Source organism: Pseudomonas sp. LBUM920, from assembly GCF_003852315.1.
Taxonomy (GTDB): Bacteria; Pseudomonadota; Gammaproteobacteria; order Pseudomonadales; family Pseudomonadaceae; genus Aquipseudomonas.
In genome coordinates this window covers 6,186,408-6,211,423 of record NZ_CP027762.1, presented here as the reverse complement: position 1 = coordinate 6,211,423, position 25,016 = coordinate 6,186,408, and the positions used below count along the sequence as shown (strand labels likewise).

Below are 25,016 nucleotides of genomic sequence, written 5' to 3'. Positions count from 1 at the left end.
AGACAACTCCATGAGCCTCAATATTTTCTGGTTCCTGCCTACCCACGGCGACGGCCATTACCTTGGCACCGCCGAAGGCGCTCGCGCCGTCGATCACGGTTATCTGCAGCAAGTGGCCCAGGCCGCTGACCGCCTGGGGTTTGGCGGTGTGCTGATTCCCACCGGCCGCTCCTGCGAAGACTCGTGGCTGGTGGCCGCCTCGCTGATCCCGGTGACCCAGCGTTTGAAATTCCTTGTGGCGCTGCGCCCCGGGATCATTTCCCCGACGGTGGCCGCACGTCAGGCCGCGACTCTGGATCGCCTGTCTGGCGGCCGTGCGCTGTTCAACCTGGTCACCGGTGGTGATCCGGAAGAACTGGCCGGCGACGGCTTGTTCCTCAGTCACGAAGATCGCTACCAGGCCTCGGTCGAATTCACGCGCATCTGGCGCCGTGTGCTCGAAGGCGAAACCGTGGACTACGACGGCGAGCACATCAGCGTCAAAGGCGCCAAATTGCTCTACCCGCCGATCCAGCAACCGCGTCCGCCGCTGTACTTCGGCGGTTCTTCCGAAGCGGCGCAGGACCTGGCAGCCGAACAGGTGGAAATGGTCCTGACCTGGGGCGAACCGCCGGCCGCCGTCGCGGAAAAAATCCAACAGGTGCGCGCCAAGGCCGCGAAGCTCGGGCGTACCGTGCGCTTTGGCATTCGCCTGCATGTAATCGTGCGCGAGACCAACGACGAAGCATGGAAAGCCGCCGACAAACTGATCTCCCATTTGGATGACGACACCATCGCGCGTGCCCAGGCGTCCCTGGCGCGCTTCGATTCCGTCGGCCAGCAACGCATGGCCGCCTTGCACGGCGGCAACCGCGACAACCTCGAGGTCAGCCCCAACCTGTGGGCCGGCGTTGGCCTGGTACGTGGCGGCGCAGGCACCGCGCTGGTGGGCGATGGCCCGACCGTCGCGGCACGCGTCAATGAATACGCTGCGTTGGGCATCGACACGTTCATCTTCTCGGGTTATCCGCACCTGGAAGAATCGTATCGGGTGGCCGAACTGCTGTTCCCGCACTTGGATATCGAACGTCCCGAGCTGCCCAAAAGCGCCGGTTACGTCAGCCCGTTCGGCGAGATGGTTGCCAACGACATCCTTCCCAAAGCGGCGTCGCAGAGCTGAGGCGTAGTCATGAACTATGAAAAATTAAGCCATCGTGTCGCGCCTTGGGTGCTGCCAATCCTGTTGCTGGCGGTGTGGCAGCTGTCGGTGTCGGCGGGCTGGTTGTCGACCCGCATTCTGCCGGCGCCGAGTGCGGTGATCGAGGCTGGGGTCAATCTGGTTCGCACGGGCGAAATCTGGACGCACCTGGCTATCAGCGGCTGGCGTGCCGGCCTGGGTTTTGTGATCGGTGGCAGCATCGGTTTGGCCCTGGGCTTTATCACCGGCCTGTCCAAATGGGGCGAGCGCCTGTTGGACAGTTCGGTGCAGATGATCCGCAACGTGCCGCACCTGGCGCTGATTCCGCTGGTGATCCTGTGGTTCGGCATTGACGAGACCGCGAAGATTTTCCTGGTCGCCCTCGGCACACTGTTCCCGATTTACCTGAACACCTATCACGGCATCCGCAACGTCGACCCGGCGCTGGTAGAAATGTCGCGCAGCTATGGCTTGTCCGGCTTCAGCCTGTTCCGCCAGGTGATTCTGCCGGGTGCACTGCCGTCGATCCTGGTCGGCGTGCGCTTTGCCCTGGGCTTTATGTGGCTGACGCTGATCGTGGCGGAAACCATCTCGGCCAGCTCCGGCATCGGTTACCTGGCAATGAATGCGCGTGAATTTCTGCAAACCGACGTGGTGGTATTGGCCATCGTCATGTACGCCATCCTCGGCAAGCTGGCCGACTTGGCCGCGCGCGGTCTGGAGCGTGTGTGGCTGCGCTGGCACCCGGCGTATCAAGTGAATAAAGGCGGTGCGGCATGACGGCTCAACAACTTCCGCGCCTGCTCAAGGGTATCCCGCTGGCGGTGCGCAAATTGCGCAAGGCCTTTGGTGCGCGGGAAGTACTTAAAGAAATTGATCTGCACATTCCCGCTGGCCAGTTCGTGGCGGTGGTGGGGCGCAGCGGCTGCGGCAAAAGTACCTTGCTGCGCTTGCTGGCTGGCCTGGACAAAGCCAGCGGCGGCGAGTTGCTGGCAGGCTCTGCGCCGCTTGGCGATGCGATTGAAGACACGCGGTTGATGTTTCAGGAAGCGCGCCTGCTGCCGTGGAAAAAGATCATCGACAACGTGGGTCTGGGTCTGAAGGGCAACTGGCGTCCCAAGGCGCTTGAAGCGCTGGAAGCGGTTGGCCTGGCCGAGCGTGCCAACGAGTGGCCCGCGGCCTTGTCCGGTGGCCAGAAGCAGCGCGTGGCCCTGGCCCGCGCGTTGATTCACCAGCCGCGCCTGCTGCTGCTGGATGAGCCGCTGGGCGCGCTGGATGCCCTGACCCGTATCGAAATGCAGCAACTGATCGAAAACCTCTGGCAGAAGCACGGCTTTACCGTGTTGCTGGTGACCCACGACGTCAGTGAAGCCGTGGCGATTGCCGACCGGGTGATTCTGATCGAGGACGGCGAGATCGGTCTGGACCTGATTGTCGACCTGCCGCGTCCACGCGCCCGGGGCTCACATCGCCTGGCGGCGCTGGAAGCCGAAGTGCTTAACCGCGTGCTGTCGTTGCCCGGCACGCCGCCTGAACCCGAACCTGTTTCACCGCTGCCTACGCAATTGCGTTGGGCTCAATAACTTACTTGTCCCACGAAGGAAAAACACCATGACTATTAAAGCCATCAACGTGCGTAACCAGTTCAAGGGCACCATCAAGGAAATCGTCGAAGGCGACGTGCTTTCCGAAATCGATGTTCAGACAGCGTCTGGCATCGTGACTTCTGTGATCACCACGCGCTCGGTCAAAGAGCTGGAATTGGTGATTGGCAGCGAAGTGATTGCCTTTGTGAAGTCCACCGAGGTGTCGATCGCCAAGTTGTGATTGCCGTCGCTCTGGAGGCTGCCTTCGCGAGCAAGCCCGCTCCCACACTTGACCGAGTTCCAACGCTGGAATGCATTCAAATGTGGGAGCGGGCTTGCTCGCGAAGAGGCCGGCCCAGTCACCACAAGCCTTACCGCTTGGGCAAATACGCCGGCAAATAAAGCCCCACATACGCATCAAACACCCGCATCCCTTCTTCTGCCATGCGCGGCGTGATCTGGCCGTGCTGATGCACCGAGCGCGCGTAAACGCGGTCGCTGAGTTCCAGCGCGAGGGCGAACACATCCACATCAGCGGGCAACGTCGGCACTTCGAAGTGACGATTGAACACCTCCAGCATCAAATCCCCCAGTTCCAGATCATGCTGACGGTCCGCCTGGGTCACCTCGGTCAGCCCATGCTGGGCCAGGATCAACTGGCGTGCGGCGGCGTCATGGTCGTAGACACTGAGCATGCGTTGCTCGACGATGCAGGACAGGTCACGCCAATGCTTGAGTGACTCATGCTCGATGGGCGCCTGGATTGCAGCGCGGAAGGCGGCGTGCACATCGGCGGTCAGGGCTTCCAGCAACGCCGGCACACTGGCAAAAAAGTGATACACCGACGACGGTGGAATCTGCGCGCGCTCGGCCACGCTGTAGATCGACAGACTGGCCACGCCTTCGGTTGCCAGCAAGGTGCGGGCGGCGTCGAGGATCGCATCAATCCGGGCCTGGCTGCGGGCACGGGGTTTGCGAGGAGCGGCGGGGCGAGTCGTCATGGAAGTCTCCTACAAGGCAGCGGGCATTGTATGAGCACATAAGTGTGTTGTCTGCCGCGCCGCCTTCGCAGGCAAGCCAGCTCCCACATTTGACTGCGTTCCGAAGTGGGAACTCGGTTAAATGTGGGAGCTGGCTTGCCTGCGAATGGACCAACCCGGTCTCCATGAATAAACCCCTAAAAAAACGCCACAGACCAAAAGCCTGTGGCGTTTTTTCAATCCAGCAACCATTTACACGGTATGCAGGTACCAGTTGTACTCAAGGTCGGAGATGGAGTGTTCAAACTCCTCCAGCTCACTTTCCTTACAGGCGACGAAGATATCGATGTACTTAGGATCGATGTACTTGGCCATCACCTCGCTGTCGTCCAACTCGCGCAGGGCATCGCGCAGGTTATTCGGCAGGCTTTGTTCGTTCTGCTCGTAGCTGTTGCCTTCCACTGGAGCGCCCGGTTCGATCTTGTTGGTCAGACCGTGGTGCACGCCTGCCAGGACCGAAGCCATCAGCAGGTAGGGGTTGGCGTCGGCGCCGGCCACACGGTGTTCGATACGTACGGCATCGGACGAGCCGGTCGGTACGCGAATCGCCACGGTGCGGTTATCCAGGCCCCAGCACGGCGAGTTCGGCACGTAGAACTGTGCGCCGAAACGACGGTAGGAGTTGACGTTGGGGCACAGGAACGCCATTTGGGCGGGTAGGGTCTCGAGCACACCGCCGATCGCGTGACGCAATGCGGCGTTCTGCTCGGGATCCTCGCTGGCAAAGATGTTCTTGCCGTCCTTGTCCAGGATCGAAATGTGTACGTGCAAACCGTTGCCTGCCTGGCCTGGGTAAGGCTTGGCCATGAAGGTGGTATCCATCTCATGGTCGTAGGCGATGTTCTTGATCAGGCGCTTGAGCAGTACCGCGTAGTCGCAGGCCTTGATCGGGTCGGCGACGTGGTGCAGGTTCACTTCGAACTGCGCCGGGGCACTTTCCTTGACGATGGCGTCGGCAGGGATGCCTTGCTCTTTGGCCCCTTCCAGAATGTCCTGGAGGCAGTCGACGTATTCGTCGAGGTCGTCGATCAGGTAGACCTGTGTCGAGTGCGGGCGTTTGCCGGAGATCGGCGAGCGGGGCGGTTGGGGGCGGCCGTTCACGTTCTCCTGGTCGATCAGGTAGAACTCAAGCTCGAAGGCGGCGCAGATGGTCAAACCAAGGTCGTCGAATTTGCTGACAACTTGGCGGAGCACCTCGCGAGGATCGGCGAAGAAAGGTTCACCTTCAAGTTCGTGCATGGTCATCAGCAGTTGCGCGGTGGGGCGCTTTTGCCAGGGTTCATTGCACAGGGTGTCGGGGATCGGATAACAGATTCGGTCAGCATCACCGATGTCCAGGCCCAGGCCGGTGCTTTCCACCGTCGAGCCGTTGATATCCAGGGCAAATAAAGAGGCAGGCAGGTTAATGCCCTTCTCGTAAACCTTGTGGAGGCTGGTGCGTTCGATGCGCTTGCCGCGCACCACACCATTCATATCCGCAATTAGAAGGTCTACGTACAGAACCTCAGGATGATCCTTAAGGAACGCGTTCGCTTCGTTAAGCTGAACGGCACGCGGGGGTACCGACATGATGCAACACCTTTGTTGTTAAAAATATCAATCATTGATCTTTTCTGGTTTCAGTCAACCCGAACGGCATGCCGAAGTCAAGCGAGGCCTTTTTTGCCCTAAAAAAGCGCCTTGAGGCCTTTTTTGGGGCTTTTTGGGGCGGTTTTTTGGGTTTGGAGGGCTTGGGACTAGCAGGCTTGAGCGGGCCGTGTTGTATTTTTTACGGGGGTGTTGTGTAAAAAAATGAACAAGGCTAAGCTCGATTCAAACCCATAACAGCAATAATACCGGGGTGCTTCATGTCTCGCCTGCCGTTAATCGGCGTCACCGCCTGCTCCAAACAGGTCGGTCTGCATGCTTATCACATCAGTGGCGACAAATACGTCCGTGCAGTGGCCACCGCTGCCAAGGGCTTGCCATTGATCATTCCATCCTTGGGCGATCTGCTCGACCCGGCCAATATTTTTGACGGCCTGGATGGCATTCTATTTACCGGCTCTCCTTCCAATATCGAACCCTTCCATTACGACGGTCCGGCCAGCGCGCCCGGGACTGCTCATGATTCTGCACGCGACCAGACCACCTTGCCGTTGCTGCGTGCCGCGATTGCGGCAGGCGTGCCGGTGCTGGGCATCTGCCGTGGCTTCCAGGAAATGAACGTGGCGTTTGGCGGCAGCCTGCACCAGAAGGTTCATGAAGTGCCGGGCATGATGGATCACCGCGAAGACGACACTCAGCCGCTGGAGGTCCAGTACGGCCCGGCGCACGCCGTGGCGATCTCCCCGAATGGGGTATTGGCAAGCCTGGGTTTGCCGCAGACGATCCAGGTCAATTCGATTCACAGCCAGGGCGTTGACCGCCTGGCGCCGGGTTTGCAGGTCGAAGCCACCGCGCCTGATGGGCTGATCGAAGCTTTTTCTTACACCGCGGGCAAGGCTTTTGCTTTAGGAGTGCAATGGCACCCCGAATGGCAGGTAAGCTCTAACCCGCACTACCTCGCGATCTTCCAGGCCTTTGGTTCGGCCTGTCGACAGCGGGCGATGCAACGCGACGCGGATGCTGCGTCAACTTACGCCTGACCTTTAATGGATGTCAGGAAACACAGCCCAGAGGCATTTATGAGTAACAACCTCGACCAGCTCACCGATTGGTTGAAAGACCACAAGATCACAGAAGTCGAATGCATGATTGGCGACCTCACCGGCATCACCCGGGGCAAGATCTCGCCGACCAACAAGTTCATCGCCGAAAAAGGCATGCGCCTGCCCGAGAGCGTTCTGTTGCAGACCGTGACCGGCGACTATGTCGAAGACGACATCTATTACGAATTGCTCGACCCGGCCGACATCGACATGATCTGCCGCCCGGACCAGAACGCCGTATTCCTGGTGCCCTGGGCCATCGAGCCCACCGCCCAGGTGATTCACGACACCTACGACAAGCAAGGCAACCCGATCGAGCTGTCGCCGCGCAACGTGCTCAAGAAAGTCCTCAAGTTGTACTCCGACAGAGGCTGGCAGCCCATCGTGGCGCCGGAGATGGAGTTCTACCTGACCAAACGCTGCGAAGACCCGGACTTCCCGCTGCAACCGCCGATCGGCCGTTCCGGGCGCCCGGAGACCGGTCGCCAATCCTTCTCTATAGAAGCGGCCAACGAATTCGACCCATTGTTCGAAGACGTCTACGACTGGTGCGAGCTGCAGGAGCTGGACCTCGACACGCTGATCCACGAGGACGGCACGGCGCAGATGGAAATCAACTTCCGTCACGGCGATGCCCTGTCCCTGGCCGACCAGATCCTGGTGTTCAAGCGCACCATGCGTGAAGCCGCGCTCAAGCACAACGTGGCCGCCACCTTCATGGCCAAGCCGATGACCGGCGAGCCCGGCAGCGCGATGCACTTGCACCAGAGCATCATCGACATCGCCACTGGCAAGAACGTCTTCTCCAATGAAGACGGGACCATGAGCCAATTGTTCCTCAACCACATTGGCGGCCTGCAGAAATTCATCCCTGAATTGCTGCCGCTGTTTGCCCCCAACGTGAACTCGTTCCGCCGCTTCCTGCCCGACACCTCGGCGCCGGTGAACGTGGAGTGGGGCGAAGAGAACCGCACCGTGGGCCTGCGCGTACCGGATGCCGGCCCGCAGAACCGTCGCGTCGAAAACCGCCTGCCGGGCGCCGACGCCAACCCGTACCTGGCAATTGCCGCCAGCCTGTTGTGCGGCTACATCGGCATGGTCGAAGGCCATAACCCGAGCGCGCCCGTGGTGGGTCGTGGCTACGAGCGGCGCAACCTGCGCCTGCCGTTGACCATCGAAGACGCCCTGGAACGCATGGAAAACAGCAAGACCATCGAGAAATACCTGGGTCAAAAATTCATCACAGGCTACGTCGCGGTCAAGCGGGCCGAGCATGAAAACTTCAAGCGCGTGATCAGTTCATGGGAGCGGGAATTCCTGCTCTTCGCCGTCTGATGCGCCGGGCGCGCCGCAGGATTGGCGCGCCCTCACCTGAAAAAGTCTAGGAGATTGGTATGTCCAGCAACAACCCGCAAACCCGTGAATGGCAAGCCTTGAGCAACGATCACCACCTGGCGCCGTTCACTGACTTCAAGCAATTGAAAGTGAAAGGCCCACGGATCATCACCAAAGCCCACGGCGTTTACCTGTGGGACAGCGAAGGCAACAAGATCCTCGACGGCATGGCCGGCCTGTGGTGTGTGGCGATCGGTTACGGTCGCGATGAACTGGCTGACGCCGCCGCCAAGCAGATGAAAGAACTGCCGTACTACAACCTGTTTTTCCAGACCGCTCACCCGCCGGTGCTGGAGTTGGCCAAGGTTATTTCCGACATCGCACCGGCCGGCATGAACCACGTGTTCTTCACCGGTTCAGGCTCCGAAGGCAACGACACCATGTTGCGCATGGTCCGCCACTACTGGGCAGTCAAAGGCCAGCCGAACAAGAAAACCATCATCAGCCGCAAGAATGGCTACCACGGCTCTACCGTGGCCGGTGCCAGCCTGGGCGGCATGACCTATATGCATGAACAGGGCGACTTGCCGATCCCGGGCATCACCCACATCGCCCAGCCGTACTGGTATGGCGAAGGCGGCGACATGAGCCCGGAAGAGTTCGGGGTGTGGGCCGCCAACCAGTTGGAAGAGAAGATTCTGGAACTGGGCGTGGACAACGTCGGTGCCTTTATTGCCGAGCCGATCCAGGGCGCCGGTGGTGTGATCGTGCCGCCAGAAACCTACTGGCCGCGCATCAAGGAAATCCTCGCCAAGTACGACATCCTGTTTGTTGCTGATGAAGTGATCTGCGGTTTCGGCCGGACCGGTGAGTGGTTCGGCAGCGACTTCTACGACCTCAAGCCGCACATGATGACCATCGCCAAAGGCCTGACCTCGGGTTACATCCCCATGGGCGGCCTGATCGTGCACGACGACGTGGTCGCCGTGCTCAATGAAGGCGGCGATTTCAACCACGGCTTCACCTATTCCGGTCACCCGGTAGCGGCAGCCGTGGCGCTGGAAAACATCCGCATCCTGCGCGATGAAAAAATCGTTAACCGTGTGCACGACGAAACGGCACCGTATTTGCAGAAACGTCTGAGGGAACTGGCTGATCACCCGTTGGTGGGTGAAGTTCGCGGAGTCGGCATGCTCGGGGCGATTGAGCTGGTGCAGGACAAGGCCACGCGCAAACGTTACGAAGGCCGTGGTGTGGGCATGATCTGCCGCACGTTCTGCTTCGAGAACGGCCTGATCATGCGCGCCGTGGGCGACACCATGATCATTTCGCCGTCGCTGGTGATCAGCAAGGCGGAAATCGATGAGCTGGTGACCAAGGCTCGCCAGTGCCTGGACCTGACTTTGGCGGCATTGCAGGGCTAAGTGCTAGGCTCAGGGCGCAGCGGCTTCGGGTGCTGCGTCCGGGCAGTTACAAAAACGCAGTAATAAGGGCGCTTTGGTTGAAAGCCGGCCCCTGAACTTGCCAGACTGTCGCCCTGTTTTGTTGCCCTTTGGAAGGGCCGCTGAACGTGTAAAAAATGTGGCCCAAAAAAGAAAAATTGGAGCATCACCAAATGAAGGCATTAGGTTTGAAGAACGCTGGCAAGACCCTCCTCGCCTTGTCCCTGTTGGGCGCAATGGCGGGCGCGGCCCAGGCAGACGATAAAGTGCTGCACGTCTATAACTGGTCCGACTACATTGCACCGGACACCATCGCCAACTTTGAAAAAGAGTCGGGCATTAAAGTGGTGTACGACGTTTTCGACAGCAACGAGACGCTGGAAGCCAAGTTGCTGGCAGGCAAGTCCGGTTACGACATCGTCGTACCGTCGAACAACTTCCTCGCCAAGCAGATCAAGGCCGGTGTCTATCAGGAGCTGGACAAGTCCAAGCTGTCCAACTACGACAACCTGAACAAATCCCTGCTCAAGGCCGTGTCGGTCAGCGACCCGGACAACAAGCACGCCTTCCCGTACATGTGGGGCTCGATCGGTATCGGCTACAACCCGGAGAAGGTCAAGGCTGCACTGGGCATCGACAAGATCGAATCCTGGGACACCATCCTCAAGCCGGAAAACCTCGCCAAGCTGAAAGGCTGCGGCGTGAGCTTCCTCGATTCGCCAACCGAAATGCTGCCGGTGGCGCTGCATTACCTGGGGCTGCCGACCGACACCCAGAAAAAGGCCGACCTCAAGCAAGCCGAGGACCTGTTCCTCAAGCTGCGCCCTTCGATCGGCTACTTCCACTCGTCCAAGTACATCTCGGACCTGGCCAACGGCAACATCTGCGTAGCCGTGGGCTACTCGGGTGACATTCAGCAGGCCAAATCCCGCGCGGCTGAAGCCGGTGGCAAGGTCAAGGTGGCCTACGACATTCCGAAAGAAGGCGCCGGCAGTTTCTATGACATGGTCGCCATCCCTAAAGATGCCGAAAACGTCGACGCTGCCTACAAGTTCATGAACTACCTGCTGGAGCCGAAAGTCATGGCTGCCATCACCAACAGCGTACGTTTCCCGAACGGTAACGAGAAAGCGACCCCACTGGTCGACAAAGACATCACCAGCGACCCGGGCATCTACCCGTCCGCCGATGTGCAAGCCAAGCTCTATGCCATTGCTGACTTGCCGGCTGCAACTCAGCGTGAAATGACCCGCAGCTGGACCAAAATCAAATCGGGTAAATAAGCCTTAAACCCTGTGGGAACGGGCTTGTGTGGGAGCGGCGGTTCGACGATTCGATTTGCTCGCCAAAGCGGTGTATCAGTTGATGCACCTGCTGGCTGACACATCGCCTTCGCGAGCAAGCCCGCTCCTCCTAAACCGACTCCCACAAATTAAATGACAGAAAGTTTTGCCGGATCGGTTTATCGAGGGTAAGTTGCGCGCCGGTTTTGTTGCCGGGCAACAACTTTAAGGCCCAACTATTTAAGAGGACCTCCACTTGCCAATTTCTTTATTTCGCAAAGCCGTGCTGGTAGGTGCAGGTATCACGCTGGCTGTCAGCGTGCAGGCCGCGCCGACTGTGCATATTTATAACTGGTCGGACTACATCGGCCCCGACACCCTGGCCAACTTCGAAAAGGCCAGCGGCATCAAGCCCGTGTATGACGTGTTTGATTCCAATGAAACCCTGGAAGGCAAGTTGCTCGCCGGGCGCACCGGTTACGACGTGGTCGTGCCGTCGAACCACTTCCTCGGCAAGCAGATCAAGGCCGGGGCGTTCCAGAAGCTCGACAAGTCATTGCTGACCCATTATGCAAACCTCGACCCGGCGCTGCTCAAGCGTCTGGAAAAGAACGATCCGGGTAACCAGTACGCCGTGCCGTATCTGTGGGGCACCAACGGGATCGGTTACAACGTCGACAAAGTCAAAGAAGTACTGGGCGTCGACCATATCGATTCCTGGGCGGTGCTGTTCGAGCCGGAGAACATGAAAAAGCTGGCCACCTGTGGCGTCTCGTTCATGGACTCGGCCGATGAAATGCTGCCAGCGGTGCTCAACTACATGGGCCTGAACCCCAACAGTACCAACCCGGCCGACTATAAAAAGGCCGAAGAGAAACTGCTGAAAGTGCGTCCTTACGTGACTTACTTCCACTCCTCCAAGTACATCTCGGACCTGGCCAACGGCAACATCTGCGTGGCGGCAGGTTTCTCCGGTGATGTGTTCCAGGCCAAAGCTCGCGCGGCCGAGGCGGGCAAGGGCGTGAAGATCGCCTACGCGATTCCGAAAGAAGGCGGCAACCTGTGGTTTGACGTGCTGGCGATCCCGGCGGATGCCACCAACGTTAAAGAGGCCCACGCCTACATCAACTATTTACTGCAACCTGAGGTGATCGCTCAGGTCAGTGATTACGTCGGTTACGCCAACCCTAACCCCGGGGCGGACAAACTGATGGAGCAATCGATACGCACCGACGCAGCGGTTTACCCACCGCAGGCGGTTCTCGACCGGACGTTTGTCAACTTCGAGTTACCCCCGAACGTGCAGCGTTTAATGACCCGTAGCTGGACCAAGGTCAAGACGGGCAAGTAAGGCTTAAAGCTCAAACTATCCAAGGTTTCGCCCGTATTGGGTGAACCTCAAATTTTGTTGGGAGTTTCGTAAATGGCAGTTGCCTCCGGCGCCTATAAGAAAGCCCTCGAGGGCGACCAGACACCGAAAAAGGTGTTGGTCAAAATCGACCGGGTCACGAAGAAGTTCGACGAGACGATTGCCGTGGACGATGTGTCCCTGGAAATCAAGAAAGGCGAGATCTTCGCCTTGCTCGGCGGTTCGGGTTCGGGCAAATCCACCTTGCTGCGCATGCTCGCAGGCTTCGAGCGCCCAACCGAAGGTCGCATTTACCTCGACGGTGTGGACATCACCGACATGCCGCCGTATGAGCGGCCGATCAACATGATGTTCCAGTCCTACGCCTTGTTCCCGCACATGACGGTAGCGCAGAACATCGCGTTCGGCCTGCAGCAGGACAAGATTCCCAAGGCTGAAGTCGATGCACGCGTGGCCGAGATGCTCAAGCTGGTACAGATGAGCCAGTACGCCAAGCGCAAGCCGCATCAACTGTCGGGTGGTCAGCGTCAGCGTGTGGCCCTTGCGCGTTCCCTGGCCAAGCGCCCGAAACTGCTGCTGCTCGATGAGCCGATGGGCGCCCTCGACAAGAAGCTGCGTTCGCAAATGCAGCTGGAGCTGGTGGAGATCATCGAGCGCGTGGGCGTGACCTGCGTGATGGTGACCCACGACCAGGAAGAGGCCATGACCATGGCCGAGCGCATTGCGATCATGCACCTGGGCTGGATCGCGCAGATCGGCAGCCCGATCGACATCTACGAAACGCCTACCAGCCGGCTGGTGTGCGAGTTCATCGGCAACGTGAACATCTTCGACACCCAAGTGGTGGACGACGCCGAAGGCCACGCGGTGCTCAAGTGCCCGGACCTGGACCGCGACATCTACGTGGGCTACGGCATCGCCACGGCGGTGGAAGACAAGTCGGTGACCTACGCCATCCGCCCTGAAAAGCTGCTGGTGACCACCGAAATGCCGACCTGTGAGCACAACTGGTCCAGCGGCAAGGTGCACGACATCGCCTACCTGGGCGGCCACTCGGTGTTCTACGTCGAGCTGCCGAGCGGCAAGCTGGTGCAGTCCTTCGTCGCCAACGCCGAGCGCCGTGGCCAGCGCCCAACCTGGGGTGACCAGGTGTATGTGTGGTGGGAAGACGACAGCGGCGTGGTGCTTCGCTCATGAATATGAAGAAGTTCAAACGCCAGCTGCAACGAATAACACCCGGTGGCCGGCATGTGGTCATCGGGATCCCCTTCCTCTGGCTGTTCCTGTTTTTCGCGCTGCCGTTCTTCATTGTCTTGAAGATCAGCTTTGCCGAAGCCGACGTAGCGATCCCGCCTTACACCGAGATCTACACCTTCGTTGAGCAAAAGCTGCAACTGGTGCTCAACCTGGGCAACTACGCGATGCTGGGTGACGACGAGTTGTACATCGCCGCGTACCTGGGCTCGCTGAAGATGGCGTTTTTCAGCACGATCCTGTGCCTGTTGATCGGCTATCCGATGGCCTACGCCATTGCCAGCGCACGCAAAGAGATGCAGACCGTGCTGGTGCTGCTGATCATGATGCCGACCTGGACCGCGATTCTGATCCGCGTGTATGCGTGGATGGGCATCCTCAGCAACAACGGTTTGCTCAACGGCTTCCTGATGTCCATCGGGTTGATCAACGAACCGCTGCAGATCCTCAACACCAACATCGCGGTGTACATCGGCGTGGTCTATTCGTACCTGCCGTTCATGATCCTGCCGCTGTACGCCAACCTCGTCAAACACGACCAGAGCCTGCTGGAAGCCGCGTCCGACCTGGGCTCGAGCACCTTCAACAGCTTCTGGAAAATCACCGTGCCGCTGTCCAAGAACGGCATCATCGCTGGCTGCATGCTGGTGTTCATTCCGGTGGTGGGCGAGTTCGTGATCCCGGAACTGCTCGGCGGCCCGGAAACGCTGATGATCGGTAAAGTGCTGTGGCAAGAATTCTTCAACAACCGTGACTGGCCGGTGGCGTCTGCCCTGGCGGTGGTGATGCTGGCGATCCTGATTGTGCCGATCATCCTGTTTAACCGCAGCCAAGCCAAAGAGATGGAGGGCAAGATATGAAGCGCTTCAGTTTCTCGAGTTTCATGCTGGTGGCGGGGTTGCTGTTCATCTACCTGCCGATGCTGATCCTGGTGATCTACTCGTTCAACGAATCCAAGCTGGTGACGGTGTGGGGCGGTTGGTCGATCAAGTGGTACGTGGGCCTTTTGGACAACACCCAGTTGATGGGCTCGGTGGCACGCTCCCTGGAAATCGCCTGCTACACGGCGGTGGCCGCCGTGGCGCTGGGGACTTTGGCGGCGTTCGTGCTGACGCGCATCAGCCACTTCAAGGGCCGCACGCTGTTCGGCGGCCTGGTAACGGCGCCACTGGTCATGCCCGAGGTGATCACCGGTCTGTCGCTGTTGCTGCTGTTCGTGGCCATGGCGCAGATGATCGGTTGGCCCCAGGAGCGTGGCATCGTCACTATCTGGATCGCCCACACCACGTTCTGTGCGGCGTATGTGGCGGTGGTGGTGTCGGCGCGCTTGCGTGAGCTGGACCTGTCGATTGAAGAAGCGGCGATGGACCTGGGCGCGCGGCCGTGGAAGGTGTTCTTCCTGATCACCATCCCGATGATTGCGCCGTCGTTGGCGGCGGGCGGCATGATGTCGTTCGCGCTGTCGCTGGATGACCTGGTACTGGCCAGCTTCGTGTCCGGTCCAGGCTCGACCACCTTGCCGATGGAAGTATTCTCGGCCGTGCGTCTTGGGGTTAAGCCCGAGATCAACGCCGTGGCCAGCCTGATCCTGTTGGCGGTGTCGCTGGTGACCTTCCTGGTGTGGTTCTTCAGCCGCCGTGCCGAAGAGCACCGCAAGAAAGCCATTCAGCAAGCGATTGAAGAAGCGGCTGCGGATGGCTGGCAGCAGCCGGACAAGCGCCGGGCGCCTGCGCCGGTCTAACCCGCGCAGCCTGGCGGAACCGGATCAAATATGTGGGAGCGGGCTTGCTCGCGAATGCGGTGGATCAGTCAGTACATCTGGTGACTGACACTCCGCATTCGCGAGCAAGCCCGCTCCCACAGTTGGTTGTGTTTCAAGTCAACTATGCCGCCCACGGCGACTTGCGAATCACCTCGACAAAATTCATCGGCTTGAACCCCGGCTCCTGATCGACCAGCACGTCGGTCTTCACGTTGCCAAACGTGGTCTGCGGGCGATGGCGCAAGCCGTCGGCAAACGCGCAGATAATGCACTCCTTGAACCCTTCACCACGTGGATGCGCATGCACCACGGCTTCGCGCTGCACGCTGGAAAACGCGGCGTAGTCCATGCCCAGCACGTCCATCTCGACACCGGCGGTTACCAGCGCCACGGTCGGGCGCAGATGCTGCGGCACGCCCGGCGTGGTGTGCAGGGCGATGGACAGCCACACCTGTTCGATATCGTCGTCGCTCAGCCCGTAAGGCTTGAGGAACGCCGCCGCTGCGTTGGCGCCGTCCACTTCAAAGCGCTCGTTGTCGCTGCGATGGCCTTCAACCAGGCCGAGGTCATGGAACATGGCGCCGACGTACAGCAGCTCCGGGTTGTAGGCCAGTTGCTTGCGCTCACCGCTCAGCGCGCCGAACAGGAATACGCGGCGGGAGTGGTGGTAGAGCAGGTCGGATTCGACGTCGCGGATGTACTCGGTGGTGGCCTTGGCCAAGGCGCTGTCCGGGATCTGGATGCCGGCGATGGTGGTGCTCATGGTCGTTCTCCTCAACAAAGCGCCGGGGGTGGCGCCGATGAGTCCAGTCTGGGCGCGCGCCCGCGACGGGGCCATCGCGGCGAGGATGCGATGTCGGCCAATGTGGCGCGATATCGCGCCAGCGGGAATAGTCTCTTGAAGCCTAAGAGGGTCAAATGTGGGAGCGGCGGTGCGACGATTCGACTTGCTCGCGAAAGCGGTATGTCAGTTAATGCATGTGTCAACTGAACTACCGCATTCGCGAGCAAGCCCGCTCCCACAGGGGTTTTGCATTTATTCAGTTAGAAAAGGTGTTTGCAGCATGGGCAAAACCGTCGCCATCCTGATCTTCCCCGGCGTCCAGTCACTGGACGTGACCGGTCCCATGGATGTGTTCTGCGAGGCCAACCGTTTTCTGCCGCCGCAAGACCACTACCAGCTTGAAGTGCTTGGCCTGGGCCACGGCACACTGGCCGCCTCCAATGGCTTGTCGCTGCAGGCCCACCGGCATTACAGCGAAGCCCTGCAAGCCTACGACCTGCTGCTGGTTGCCGGTGGCCCGCAATTGCCCTTCGAGGATTTCGGCGCGCCGTTTGATGACTGGCTACGTGCCGCCGCCGCGCGGGCGCAGCGCTTCGGTTCGATCTGCAACGGCGCCTTCATGCTGGCGCGAGCCGGCTTGCTGGACGGCAAAACCGTCACCACCCACTGGAACGATGCCGCCGACCTGGCGCGTCTGTGTCCCTCGGCCCAGGTCGACGCCGACCGCCTCTACGTGCAGGACGGCAACCTCTACACCTCGGCCGGGGTCACGGCCGGCATCGACTTGTCGCTGTTTCTGCTGGTCCAGGACCACGGTCCGGAAGTCGCGCTGAGCGTGGCCAAACGCCTGGTGGTGTTTACCCAGCGCTCGGGCGGGCAGTCGCAGTTCAGTCCGTTCCTGACGCCCCACGCCGAAAGCACTTCGGCGGTGGCGTTGGTGCAGTTGTACGTGTTGGCGAACCTGACCGGTGATTTGACCATCGCCGACCTGGCCAAGGCGGCGAATATGAGCGCGCGCAATTTCTCCCGGGTGTTTGCCCGTGAGGCGCGCATCACCCCGGCGGAATTTGTCGAGCGGGCGCGGGTGGATGCGGCGCGGGTGATGCTCGAAAGCAGCCCTGCGCCGCTCAAGACTGTGGCCTATCAATGCGGGTTTCGCGACGCCCAGCACATGCGCAGCGTATTCAACCGCCGGCTGGGCGTGACGCCGCAGCAGTTCCGGCTTAACTTTGCGGCGCCGGTTTGAGCGTGTCGTAGGCTTCCAGCGCACGCAGCGAGTAGATGTACGCGGCGCCGGCATTCAGCGAGATCGCGGTGGCAAGCGTGGCGGCCACTTCTTCGCGGGTCGCGCCGGCCTTGATCGCCGCGTCGGCATGCACGCCGATGCAGCCGTCGCAGCGTGTGGTGATGGCCACGGCGATGGAAATCAGCTCGCGGGTCTTGGCGTCGAGCACATTGTTTTCCTCGGCAGCCTCGCCCAGCGCCATGTAGGCTTTGACCATCTTCGGGTTGCTCTTGCCCAGCGCGCCAAAGGCTTTCTTCACGGTAGGCAGCAAGTCGGACCAGTTATTGAACATTGCGGTAACTCCTGAACAGGTGGGGTGTGAAGCCAGTTTCTGCTGTTCGGCATTGGCGTTATTGTTCGATCCGCTCATCTTTTTGACCGATGCTCGCAAATGAATTCGATCGACACGCTTATTGCGCTGGCCAACCTGCGCGGCAGTCTGGATTTGCGTTGCCAGTTCCAGGGCGACTGGGCGCTGGATCACCCGCCTGAAAAATTCGGCGTGGCGCCGTACCACATCGTGCTCAGCGGAACATGCCGTGCGGAGCTCTCGGGTGGGCAGCAGGTGACGCTGGAGGAGGGCGACATCTTGCTGATGCCCGGCGGTGCCACCCATTTGTTGCGCAGCCAGGGTGCGCGTATCCGACCGATGCAGCCGCAGGTCATCGAAGGGGGCGTGCTGCCGGTGCATCGCTTGGGCGGCGCGCGGCCAGAGGTCGACATGCTGTGCGGTAGCTTTCACTACAACCGCCAGTCTTTGCTGTTCAGTGCGTTGCCGGAGTATTTGGTGGTGTCCAGCCGGCAGTGGCAGGGCGACGAGCAGTTGGCGGCGCTGATCGCGCTGCTGCGCAGCGAAGCGGACGGCGAGCAACTGGGCGCGCGCTCGTTTATCGATGCGCTGTCGTCGGCGTTGTTCACCCTGGTTCTGCGCACCTGGCTGACCCGTCAGGCGCCCGTGGCCGGCACCTTCGCCCTGCTCGCCGACAAGCGCCTGAGCAAGGCCTGGCAGGCGATGCTGGCCGAGCCCGGCCATGAATGGACCATCGACAGCCTGGCCGCTGCGGCGACGATGTCGCGGGCCACCTTCATGCGTGCGTTTGTCAAAGTGGCAGGTGTGTCGCCCTGGGTGCTGCTGACTCAGCTGCGCATGGAACTGGCGTTCAACCTGCTGCGCCAGTCGCGCTTGAGCCTGCTGGATATTGCCGCCCAGGTGGGTTACCAGTCCCAGGCGGCGTTCAGCAAGAAGTTCAAGGACACCTATGGCGAGGCGCCGGGGCGAATGCGCACACGATAGTCGCTACAACACAAAGCAAATGTGGGGGCGGGCTTGCTCGCGAATGCAGGGGGTCAGTCGATACATCTGGTGACTGATACTGCGCATTCGTGAGCAAGCCCGCTCCCACATTGAACCGCACGCCTTCAGCGCTATTGCCTGGCTGGCAACAGCTTCAACGTACCCCGGGTATTCGCCGTCACTTCCTCATCGCTGAAATGCGCCTGCTCATACCCGCCTTCGATGTAGGTTTGCGCCTGGTCGTCATAGTGCGAGTCAAACGGCACGCCGCTTTGCCCCACCGGGTTGATGGTCAGGGCGTGAGCGGGGTCGGCGAAGTCGATCAGGCGGCGCGTCGATGGGCCGTATGTCACTGGCCAGGGTGCCGGGCCGATCATGGCGGATTGGTTGTTCGGCACTTCATGGGTGCCGGGAGCGGGGAAGGGGCCGACGTTGAAGAGCTTGTCCAACGGCTTCTGCATGCCCAGCGGGTGGCCGTGGGTCAGGGTGTGCGCCTTGCCCCACTGCCACTGGGTCGGGTCGTCGCCGAACGTAGCTTTCAGATGCGCCAGGCTGTTGTCCCACGCCAGTTTGACCGTGCTGGCGCGCTTGCCGTCCCACCAGGGCGAGTCCGCTGAGGCGGCCAGGCGCGGCAGCGCCGCATCGATCACCCGCGTGGTGAGCAGGGACTTGAACATCGCGTCGCCCAGTTTCGGGTGAAAGGCCGCGTCGGTGAGGTTGAACAGGAACTGGTTGAACAGCGTGGCGCTGGTGGAGTCCAGTGGGTAGTCACCCTTCCAGCTCGCAAGCTGCTCCACCAGTTTCAACTGCGCCGGGTCTTTGACCACCTCACGCAGCACCGGCAACAGCGGCGCCAGCAAGCGTGGGCCATAAGCGGTGGTAGTGCCCAGTTGCAGGGCCTGGCTGTTATTGACGTCCCACTTCACGCTTTTGTCGCTCAACTGCGTGTTCAACTGCTGGCCACGGTCGGCCAGGTTGTAATAGCCCGGGATTTCCATGCCAGTGGGCGACACCGGCTGGGCATTTGCCGACACCACATAACCACGCGCCGGGTTTTCTTCCTGGGGGTTGGCGCTGAACGGGTAGAAGCCCAGTTTGTCGGCCTGGGCGGTGCTGCCGTCGAGGATAAAGCCGGGGTTGACCCCCGTCGGGCGGATCGGCAACTGCGCCGCCGCCCACCAGCCGATATCCCCCTTTGCGTTCGCCCACACGATATTCAGCCCCGGCGCCGACACCATCGCCGCTGCCGCGCGTGCCTTGGCCAGCGTGTCGGCGCGGTTAAGTTGGTAAAAGCCTTCGAGGATCGGGTTTTCGGTGTCGAGGAATGCCCACCACATCGCGATCGGTGTGTTGCCGGCGCTCTCGCCGAGTACGTCATTGATGATCGGGCCGTGGGGCGAGCGACGCAGGGTGAGTATCACCGGGTCTTGGCCTTTGACCGCAATCTGCTGCTCGCTGCTGGTCATGTCGACCCATTGGCCGTGATACCAGACCTGGTTGGGGTTGTCCGGGTTGACCTTTTCGGCGATCAAGTCGAGGTCATCGTTCTGGAACATGGTCAGGCTCCAGCCGAAATCCAGGTTGTGGCCCAGGAACGCCACCGGCACCAGCGCGTTGTGATAACCGTAGAGCTCAAAGCCCGGCGCCGAGAGCTGCGCTTCGTACCATACCGACGGCACCGAGAAGCGGATATGCGGGTCGCCCGCCAGTAACGGCTTGCCACTTTGGGTGCGGCTGCCGCTGATGGCCCAGGCGTTGCTGCCTTCGAACTGCGGCAAACCGTTGTCGGCCAAGGCCTGATCGCTCAGAGAGGCGATGGCACCGAGGGTGTTCCAGTCGCTGGCGGCCAGGTTCAGCGCGCCTTTGGGTTGCCAGTCCAGGTCAAAGACTTTCAGGTAATCGCTGCCCAACTGGTCGCGGACGTACGTCAGCAGCGGCTCGGTACGAAACGCGGCGGCAAAACTGTAGGCCATGTACCCGGCGACGCTGATGGTGTCCTCGGCGGTAAACGGCCGCTTGGGGATGCCCAGTACGTCGAATTCCATGGGGCTGGCGTGGCTGTCCTGATATTGGTTGATGCCGTCCAGATAGGCTTGCAAGGCCTTCCACGCCTTGGAGTCGTGGTCAATGTGTTCCACGTAACTCAAGGCCCGTTCACGGATGCGCAGGCTGCGGAACAGTTTGTCGGTCTCCAGCACTTTTGGCCCCAGCACCTCGGCCAGTTCGCCTCGGGCCAGGCGCCGCATGATCTCCATCTGGAACAGCCGGTCCTGAGCGTGCACGTAGCCTAAGGCGCGATACAGGTCGGTCTCGTTCTCGGCGCGGATGTGCGGCACGCCACGGTCGTCGTAACGCACCGTGACCGTGCCTTGCAGGTTGGCCAGTGTTTCGGTGCCCTGGCGAGTGGGCTGCTTGCTGTAGACATACCAGCCGGCGCCGGCCATGAGGGCGGCAATCAGGATGGCGAGTACGGTCAGGCTGCGTTTCATGGACGGTCCTTGGTCATTCACCTTTCAGATCAGCGGAGTCTAATAGGTTTGGCGCGGGCTGCGGGAAATGCTGATGTGCCCTGCCGACAGCCGAGGTTCAAGTGGAGAACACCCCGAAGAGGCTATTATTCCACCTGTCATCTTTGAGCTTTTTGTCATGACTTGCGCCACGCAACCACTGCCAGACTCCAGCCGCCCCGAGGCTACGTACGCGTGCTGCCTGGAAGGGCAATCGCTGATCCGGCGCTTTTTGCAGCACCCGCCAGTGGGTTTCGACGTGCACCTGTCCGAACAGGGCCTGCCGTACTTCTTCACGCCTTTTGACTTGCTGACCACCGCCGACGATGAGTTCGTGAACCGTGTGCGGGGTTGGCCGGGGTATCGTTTCTGGCATTCGTGGCTGCGTATCGACAGCTGTTTTGTCGGCACCACGGTCAGCGAATACTCGCCGTTCCCCCAAGGCGTGTCGCCGCAGGACCTTGCGCAGTGGCTGCAACATGAGTGTGCGCCGCAGCGCAAACTCACCGTGATCAAAGACGTACCCTGCGACTCGCCGCTGCTCAGCGAGGCGGACAACCGCTACGCGCACGACTTGATCGATGACTGCACCCGGCGCGGCTTCATCAGCCTGGAAGGCCAGGCGCTGGCGTATGTACCGATCAACTTCACCACTATCGACGAGTACCTGGCGCGCTTGTCTCACAGCCGTCGGCGCAATATCCGACGCAAATTGCGCAGTCGCGAGGCATTGCGTGTGGAAGTCCTGGACACCGGCGATGCGCGCTTCAACGATGTTGCCTGGCTGGCGCACTTATACGCGCTGTACAGGGCGGTCTACGACCAAAGCGAGATCCATTTTGACCTGCTCACGCCGGAGTTTTTCAGCAGCCTATTGAAGGACGCCGCCAGCAACGGGCGAGTGTTCTGCTACTGGCACTGCGACGAATTGATCGGCTACAACCTCTGCTACGTGGAGGGCGACAAGCTGCTCGACAAGTACATCGGCCTCAACTACCCGCAGGCGCTGGAGTTCAACCTGTACTTCGTCAGTTGGTTTGTAAACCTGGAGTACGCAGTCGCCAACGGCCTGAAGTTTTACGTGGCCGGCTGGACCGACCCGCAGGTCAAGGGCAGCCTCGGCGCCGACTTCACCTTCACCCGCCATCTGGTCTGGGTGCGCAATCCGCTGTTGCGCAAGCTGGGCAATCGATTCCGCCATCACTTTGAAAGCGATGCCCAGTGGCAACAGGAGCAGGCCTCATGAGCCAGGATCGACCACCGCTGATTCTGGATTTCGATGGCGCCGTCAGTGACATACCCGGCGCGATCACCTTGCCGTTGCAGGCCTGGCAAGAAAAAATCCGCTTTGGCTGCCGGTGGGCGCAGTTCAAAGAGCTGGAGACCGCTCTGCAGGCGCAAATGCCCGGCGACTACGGCTGTGTGTTTACCGGCAGTGGCGACTATCACCACCTCAGCCAGTTGCTGTTGAACCGACTGCCCACGCAGCAGAAGTTTCAACTGATCATCTGCGACAACCATCCGGACAACATGCGCTACCCGTTTGGCATTCACTGCGGTTCGTGGGTCTATTGGGCCAGCCGTTTGCCGCAAATCGAGCATGTGCATGTGCTGGGCATCGGCTCGCAGGACATCGGCCTGGGCCACGCCTGGGAGAATCACTGGTCGCCGCTGCTCAAGCGCAAATTGACCTACTGGAATATCAACGTCGACACGCGCTGGATGAATTGGGTGGGCGCCGGCCGCAGCAATCGCGCGTTCAGCCACCCGGATGAGTTGATGCGCGCGTTCCTGGCGCAGTTTGACCGTTCGCTGCCGGTGTACCTGTCGATCGACAAAGACGTACTCAGCCCCGAGGTGGTGAACACCAACTGGGACCAGGGTGAATTCCTCGAGCAGCATTTGAATGACCTGATCAGCGCCTGCCAGGGCCAGATCATCGGCGCGGACGTCACCGGCGATGTGTCGGCCTACCACTATGAAAGCAAGTTCAAGCGCTGGTTGAGTGCCTCCGATGGCCAGGAAGAACTGCCCGAAGCGCAAGTGCAGATCTGGCAACAGCAGCAGAACGAGCTGAACAGCCGTTTGGTGGCGCGTATCAATCAGGGCTGGCGACGATAGCTTTTAGCTGGGCCAATACGTGCTCGAAGAGAGCGTCCGTCAGCCAGTGGCTGTTGCTGATCGACAGCGTGCGAGTGGCGAAGGCTTGAGCCTGGGTCATGTCGCTGCCAGGCTGTAACAGCGGGGCCACGGCCGGGTAGTCCGGCAAGGTGTGAATAAAGAGGCGGGTCACACCCAGCCCTGAGGTCCACAGCTGCGTCATCGCCGCATCACGCATGTGTGCCGACGGCATCATCACCATCAGAAACGGCCAGGTGCCTTGCTGCCCCGGCCGGTCCATCACGACTGAGACACCGGGCAAGGCATTCAAGCGTGCGGCGCGGTGCAGTGCCCGGTTGCGGCCTTGTTGCAGGTGATCGGGCAAACGAGCCAGCGCGGCGGCGCCGACCTTCTGGCGATAGGCGCCCAGGCGGTGTAGCGGGATGTCATCGACCGAAAAGTCGTCGCCCACGGCGGCCACTTCATCGCCTTGCGCCAGCGCCGCGCGCAACCCTTTGCCGTACACGTAGTACAAACCGCGCGGCTGATAGGCCAGGGCGTAACCCCACAGTTCGGCGGTGCGTTGCAGCTCCCAGCGCAGGCTGAACGGCAGGTCCTGCCGGCATTGCCGGTGCAGCGCCTGATGCAGCACCGGGTCGCGGCTGAGCAGCACGCCGCCTTCGGCCGTGGTCAGGCCTTTACCCAGCGCCATGCTGAAAAAGCCCACGTCGCCTTTGAGCCCGACGCTGTGGCCATCGTCGAGTGCGCCCATCGCTTGCGCGGCGTCTTCGATGACCGCCGCACCGACTGAGTCAGCAATACGTTTGGCGGTGTCGACATCTGCCACGCGCCCCGCCAAGTGGGTGACCACCACGGCCAGTGTGCTTTCATCGCACAGCTGCTGGAGTCGTTGTTCGTCCAGGTCAATGCCGCCCGGTTGCAAATCACAGGGCACCACCCGCAACGGCGGGCAGTAATGCGCAGCCAGTGCCACCAACGGGCAGGTGTAGGCCGGCACGATGAGCCGGGTGCGGCCGGGCATGCGCTGCTGCAAGGTGCGCAGCGCGATGATCAACGCCGCCGTGCCGGAGCAGGGCAGCGCCGGCTTTGGAATCGAGAATTGGCGAGCCAGCGAATCGGCCAGGTCTGCTGAGCAACCGAGCAAATCCCGCCAGCGCAAAGGGAGCCCTGCGGTCGGCGGAATTTCCCATCGGCGTGTCATGACACCGGGGCCTGTGCCGGCTCGACCTCGACCGGTTTGCTCTCTTTGTCTTCGCTGCGCGCCAGGCACAGAATGCCCGCAATAATCAGCGCACCGCCGATGATTTTAGGCAGGGTCAAGGTGTCATCGAACAGCCAGACGGAGATCAGCGTCACACTGATCAGCTCCAGGTGCGAGGCCGCAAACGCCGGGCCCACCGGTGCGTATTTGAGCAGCGTCATCCAGGTGAAGAACGCGCCGATATAGCCCACAAAGGCGCCGTAGATCCACGGCGCGCCAAATACGCGAACCAGCCAGGCGGCGTCCATGGTCAGCGGCTCGGCATGCACCGAGGCGAACTTGAAGCTGACCTGCGCCAAGGTGTCGAAAATGATCAGCGCGAGAAAACCCAGGATGTAAAAGCGTTTCATCATTCAAACCCTACGACTGTCACACCACAGGCGATCAGCATGATGCCGATCAGGCGCCATTTGCTCAGGCTCTCTTTGAACAGGAACCGCCCGGCAATCATGATCACGACAATATTGATCGAACCCAGCATCACGCCCACCGACAGCGGCACCAGGGTCAGGAACGCCAGCCACAACACGAATTCGAAGACGTAGCAGATCACCCCCAGCCAGATCCACGGCCGCTTGAGCATGTGCTTCCAGTGGGCCATGCCATCATGCTCGGCGCTGGCCGAAGCGGCGGCTTTAAAGGCCAACTGGCCGGACGTGTCAACGATAACGTTGAGCATCCAGAGGATGATGGTTAACTGGCTCATGTATTCCTACGCTTACAATCTCACTGAAAATGTACGATACAGCAGCGCAATGATCGGGTGATTGGAGTTTGTCGCTTGAACAGGCTGTGTTCAGTTTGGGGTAGGGCTACGCGTTGCATG

General features: G+C 60.7%; 24 protein-coding genes. 16 read left to right on the top strand and 8 right to left on the bottom strand.

Annotation, left to right across the window (positions count from 1 at the left end):
* Positions 1-10: 10 nt before the first annotated feature.
* The 4 genes from ssuD to C4J83_RS28905 are packed head-to-tail and all read left to right on the top strand — an operon-like array spanning position 11 to position 3,004.
* On the top strand, positions 11-1,159 hold the full coding sequence (gene ssuD, locus C4J83_RS28920; protein ID WP_124418701.1) for an FMNH2-dependent alkanesulfonate monooxygenase: 1,149 nt from the start codon (positions 11-13) through the stop codon (positions 1,157-1,159).
* A 9-nt stretch (positions 1,160-1,168) separates the two neighbouring features.
* Positions 1,169-1,957 carry an aliphatic sulfonate ABC transporter permease SsuC gene (ssuC, locus tag C4J83_RS28915; RefSeq protein ID WP_106575751.1) on the top strand — a complete coding sequence of 263 codons (789 nt, stop codon included), beginning with the start codon at positions 1,169-1,171 and terminating at the stop codon, positions 1,955-1,957.
* Positions 1,954-2,760, top strand: coding sequence for an aliphatic sulfonates ABC transporter ATP-binding protein (gene ssuB, locus C4J83_RS28910; protein ID WP_124418700.1), 807 nt, complete (start codon positions 1,954-1,956; stop codon positions 2,758-2,760). The genes ssuC and ssuB overlap by 4 nt, the downstream gene beginning before the upstream one ends.
* A gap of 28 nt (positions 2,761-2,788) precedes the next feature.
* Positions 2,789-3,004, top strand: coding sequence for a TOBE domain-containing protein (locus C4J83_RS28905; protein WP_003213899.1), 216 nt, complete (start codon positions 2,789-2,791; stop codon positions 3,002-3,004).
* A gap of 130 nt (positions 3,005-3,134) precedes the next feature.
* On the opposite strand, the gene C4J83_RS28900 is transcribed toward C4J83_RS28905, so the two are convergent.
* Both C4J83_RS28900 and C4J83_RS28895 read right to left on the bottom strand, forming a co-directional pair.
* Positions 3,135-3,764: a TetR/AcrR family transcriptional regulator gene (locus tag C4J83_RS28900; protein ID WP_119737347.1), complete on the bottom strand. Its 630-nt coding sequence runs from the start codon at positions 3,762-3,764 to the stop codon at positions 3,135-3,137.
* A gap of 231 nt (positions 3,765-3,995) precedes the next feature.
* On the bottom strand, positions 3,996-5,372 hold the full coding sequence (locus tag C4J83_RS28895; protein ID WP_003213894.1) for a glutamine synthetase family protein: 1,377 nt from the start codon (positions 5,370-5,372) through the stop codon (positions 3,996-3,998).
* A 278-nt stretch (positions 5,373-5,650) separates the two neighbouring features.
* On the opposite strand from C4J83_RS28895, the gene C4J83_RS28890 reads away from it, so the two are divergent.
* From C4J83_RS28890 to C4J83_RS28855, 8 genes are all read left to right on the top strand, one after another.
* Complete coding sequence (locus C4J83_RS28890; RefSeq protein ID WP_106575748.1) at positions 5,651-6,430, top strand: gamma-glutamyl-gamma-aminobutyrate hydrolase family protein; 780 nt, start codon at positions 5,651-5,653, stop codon at positions 6,428-6,430.
* A 39-nt stretch (positions 6,431-6,469) separates the two neighbouring features.
* Entirely contained in the window at positions 6,470-7,828 is a 1,359-nt protein-coding gene (locus tag C4J83_RS28885) for a glutamine synthetase family protein (protein WP_017139534.1), read from the top strand.
* 59 nt (positions 7,829-7,887) lie between these two features.
* Complete coding sequence (locus C4J83_RS28880; RefSeq protein WP_119737349.1) at positions 7,888-9,252, top strand: aspartate aminotransferase family protein; 1,365 nt, start codon at positions 7,888-7,890, stop codon at positions 9,250-9,252.
* A gap of 206 nt (positions 9,253-9,458) precedes the next feature.
* Positions 9,459-10,553: a polyamine ABC transporter substrate-binding protein gene (locus tag C4J83_RS28875; protein WP_106576071.1), complete on the top strand. Its 1,095-nt coding sequence runs from the start codon at positions 9,459-9,461 to the stop codon at positions 10,551-10,553.
* Positions 10,554-10,809: 256 nt separating this feature from the next.
* Positions 10,810-11,904 (top strand): polyamine ABC transporter substrate-binding protein, encoded by a 1,095-nt coding sequence (locus C4J83_RS28870; RefSeq protein ID WP_106575746.1) that lies wholly within the window; start codon positions 10,810-10,812, stop codon positions 11,902-11,904.
* 72 nt (positions 11,905-11,976) lie between these two features.
* Positions 11,977-13,119, top strand: coding sequence for an ABC transporter ATP-binding protein (locus C4J83_RS28865; RefSeq protein ID WP_003176776.1), 1,143 nt, complete (start codon positions 11,977-11,979; stop codon positions 13,117-13,119).
* Positions 13,116-14,036, top strand: coding sequence for an ABC transporter permease subunit (locus C4J83_RS28860; protein ID WP_017139530.1), 921 nt, complete (start codon positions 13,116-13,118; stop codon positions 14,034-14,036). Before C4J83_RS28865 ends, C4J83_RS28860 begins: the two co-directional genes overlap by 4 nt.
* A complete protein-coding gene (locus C4J83_RS28855; protein ID WP_106575745.1) occupies positions 14,033-14,917 on the top strand; it encodes an ABC transporter permease subunit in 885 nt (294 codons plus the stop codon). Before C4J83_RS28860 ends, C4J83_RS28855 begins: the two co-directional genes overlap by 4 nt.
* Positions 14,918-15,059: 142 nt before the next feature.
* Here C4J83_RS28855 and C4J83_RS28850 read toward each other — a convergent pair whose 3' ends face one another.
* A complete protein-coding gene (locus tag C4J83_RS28850) occupies positions 15,060-15,701 on the bottom strand; it encodes an HD domain-containing protein (protein WP_106575744.1) in 642 nt (213 codons plus the stop codon).
* Between the two features lie 301 nt (positions 15,702-16,002).
* Between C4J83_RS28850 and C4J83_RS28845 the strand changes: the two genes are divergently transcribed.
* Positions 16,003-16,968, top strand: coding sequence for a GlxA family transcriptional regulator (locus C4J83_RS28845; RefSeq protein ID WP_124418699.1), 966 nt, complete (start codon positions 16,003-16,005; stop codon positions 16,966-16,968).
* Here the strand turns inward: C4J83_RS28845 and C4J83_RS28840 are convergent.
* Positions 16,946-17,299, bottom strand: a complete 354-nt coding sequence (locus C4J83_RS28840) for a carboxymuconolactone decarboxylase family protein (RefSeq protein WP_016973032.1) — start codon at positions 17,297-17,299, stop codon at positions 16,946-16,948. The genes C4J83_RS28845 and C4J83_RS28840 overlap by 23 nt on opposite strands.
* A 99-nt stretch (positions 17,300-17,398) precedes the next feature.
* On the opposite strand from C4J83_RS28840, the gene C4J83_RS28835 reads away from it, so the two are divergent.
* On the top strand, positions 17,399-18,301 hold the full coding sequence (locus C4J83_RS28835; protein ID WP_119737353.1) for an AraC family transcriptional regulator: 903 nt from the start codon (positions 17,399-17,401) through the stop codon (positions 18,299-18,301).
* Positions 18,302-18,432: 131 nt separating this feature from the next.
* On the opposite strand, the gene C4J83_RS28830 is transcribed toward C4J83_RS28835, so the two are convergent.
* Complete coding sequence (locus C4J83_RS28830; RefSeq protein WP_124418698.1) at positions 18,433-20,790, bottom strand: penicillin acylase family protein; 2,358 nt, start codon at positions 20,788-20,790, stop codon at positions 18,433-18,435.
* Positions 20,791-20,947: 157 nt separating this feature from the next.
* Between C4J83_RS28830 and C4J83_RS28825 the strand changes: the two genes are divergently transcribed.
* The gene (locus C4J83_RS28825; protein ID WP_124418697.1) at positions 20,948-22,054 is read left to right on the top strand and encodes a GNAT family N-acetyltransferase; all 1,107 of its coding nucleotides are present in this window, start codon (positions 20,948-20,950) and stop codon (positions 22,052-22,054) included.
* Positions 22,051-22,929 carry a hypothetical protein gene (locus C4J83_RS28820; protein ID WP_124418696.1) on the top strand — a complete coding sequence of 293 codons (879 nt, stop codon included), beginning with the start codon at positions 22,051-22,053 and terminating at the stop codon, positions 22,927-22,929. The genes C4J83_RS28825 and C4J83_RS28820 overlap by 4 nt, the downstream gene beginning before the upstream one ends.
* On the opposite strand, the gene C4J83_RS28815 is transcribed toward C4J83_RS28820, so the two are convergent.
* The 3 genes from C4J83_RS28815 to C4J83_RS28805 are packed head-to-tail and all read right to left on the bottom strand — an operon-like array spanning position 22,907 to position 24,896.
* Positions 22,907-24,130: a DegT/DnrJ/EryC1/StrS family aminotransferase gene (locus tag C4J83_RS28815; protein WP_124418695.1), complete on the bottom strand. Its 1,224-nt coding sequence runs from the start codon at positions 24,128-24,130 to the stop codon at positions 22,907-22,909. The two genes, C4J83_RS28820 and C4J83_RS28815, sit on opposite strands and share 23 nt — an antisense overlap.
* Positions 24,127-24,540, bottom strand: coding sequence for a DMT family transporter (locus C4J83_RS28810; protein ID WP_124418694.1), 414 nt, complete (start codon positions 24,538-24,540; stop codon positions 24,127-24,129). Before C4J83_RS28810 ends, C4J83_RS28815 begins: the two co-directional genes overlap by 4 nt.
* Positions 24,540-24,896 (bottom strand): EamA family transporter, encoded by a 357-nt coding sequence (locus C4J83_RS28805; protein WP_053258538.1) that lies wholly within the window; start codon positions 24,894-24,896, stop codon positions 24,540-24,542. The genes C4J83_RS28810 and C4J83_RS28805 overlap by 1 nt, the downstream gene beginning before the upstream one ends.
* Between the last annotated feature and the right edge of the window lie 120 nt (positions 24,897-25,016).

Bases quoted from the DNA above. Each gene is read 5' to 3' on its own strand.
- C4J83_RS28815 (WP_124418695.1), bottom strand. From the start codon at position 24,130: ATGACACGCCGATGGGAAATTCCGCCGACCGCAGGGCTCCCTTTGCGC.
- C4J83_RS28855 (WP_106575745.1), top strand. From the start codon at position 14,033: ATGAAGCGCTTCAGTTTCTCGAGTTTCATGCTGGTGGCGGGGTTGCTG.
- C4J83_RS28835 (WP_119737353.1), top strand. From the start codon at position 17,399: ATGAATTCGATCGACACGCTTATTGCGCTGGCCAACCTGCGCGGCAGT.
- C4J83_RS28805 (WP_053258538.1), bottom strand. From the start codon at position 24,896: ATGAGCCAGTTAACCATCATCCTCTGGATGCTCAACGTTATCGTTGAC.
- C4J83_RS28890 (WP_106575748.1), top strand. From the start codon at position 5,651: ATGTCTCGCCTGCCGTTAATCGGCGTCACCGCCTGCTCCAAACAGGTC.
- C4J83_RS28845 (WP_124418699.1), top strand. From the start codon at position 16,003: ATGGGCAAAACCGTCGCCATCCTGATCTTCCCCGGCGTCCAGTCACTG.
- C4J83_RS28850 (WP_106575744.1), bottom strand. From the start codon at position 15,701: ATGAGCACCACCATCGCCGGCATCCAGATCCCGGACAGCGCCTTGGCC.
- C4J83_RS28860 (WP_017139530.1), top strand. From the start codon at position 13,116: ATGAATATGAAGAAGTTCAAACGCCAGCTGCAACGAATAACACCCGGT.
- C4J83_RS28895 (WP_003213894.1), bottom strand. From the start codon at position 5,372: ATGTCGGTACCCCCGCGTGCCGTTCAGCTTAACGAAGCGAACGCGTTC.
- C4J83_RS28865 (WP_003176776.1), top strand. From the start codon at position 11,977: ATGGCAGTTGCCTCCGGCGCCTATAAGAAAGCCCTCGAGGGCGACCAG.
- ssuC (WP_106575751.1), top strand. From the start codon at position 1,169: ATGAACTATGAAAAATTAAGCCATCGTGTCGCGCCTTGGGTGCTGCCA.
- C4J83_RS28885 (WP_017139534.1), top strand. From the start codon at position 6,470: ATGAGTAACAACCTCGACCAGCTCACCGATTGGTTGAAAGACCACAAG.
- C4J83_RS28840 (WP_016973032.1), bottom strand. From the start codon at position 17,299: ATGTTCAATAACTGGTCCGACTTGCTGCCTACCGTGAAGAAAGCCTTT.
- ssuD (WP_124418701.1), top strand. From the start codon at position 11: ATGAGCCTCAATATTTTCTGGTTCCTGCCTACCCACGGCGACGGCCAT.
- C4J83_RS28810 (WP_124418694.1), bottom strand. From the start codon at position 24,540: ATGAAACGCTTTTACATCCTGGGTTTTCTCGCGCTGATCATTTTCGAC.
- C4J83_RS28900 (WP_119737347.1), bottom strand. From the start codon at position 3,764: ATGACGACTCGCCCCGCCGCTCCTCGCAAACCCCGTGCCCGCAGCCAG.
- C4J83_RS28825 (WP_124418697.1), top strand. From the start codon at position 20,948: ATGACTTGCGCCACGCAACCACTGCCAGACTCCAGCCGCCCCGAGGCT.
- C4J83_RS28880 (WP_119737349.1), top strand. From the start codon at position 7,888: ATGTCCAGCAACAACCCGCAAACCCGTGAATGGCAAGCCTTGAGCAAC.
- ssuB (WP_124418700.1), top strand. From the start codon at position 1,954: ATGACGGCTCAACAACTTCCGCGCCTGCTCAAGGGTATCCCGCTGGCG.
- C4J83_RS28830 (WP_124418698.1), bottom strand. From the start codon at position 20,790: ATGAAACGCAGCCTGACCGTACTCGCCATCCTGATTGCCGCCCTCATG.
- C4J83_RS28820 (WP_124418696.1), top strand. From the start codon at position 22,051: ATGAGCCAGGATCGACCACCGCTGATTCTGGATTTCGATGGCGCCGTC.
- C4J83_RS28905 (WP_003213899.1), top strand. From the start codon at position 2,789: ATGACTATTAAAGCCATCAACGTGCGTAACCAGTTCAAGGGCACCATC.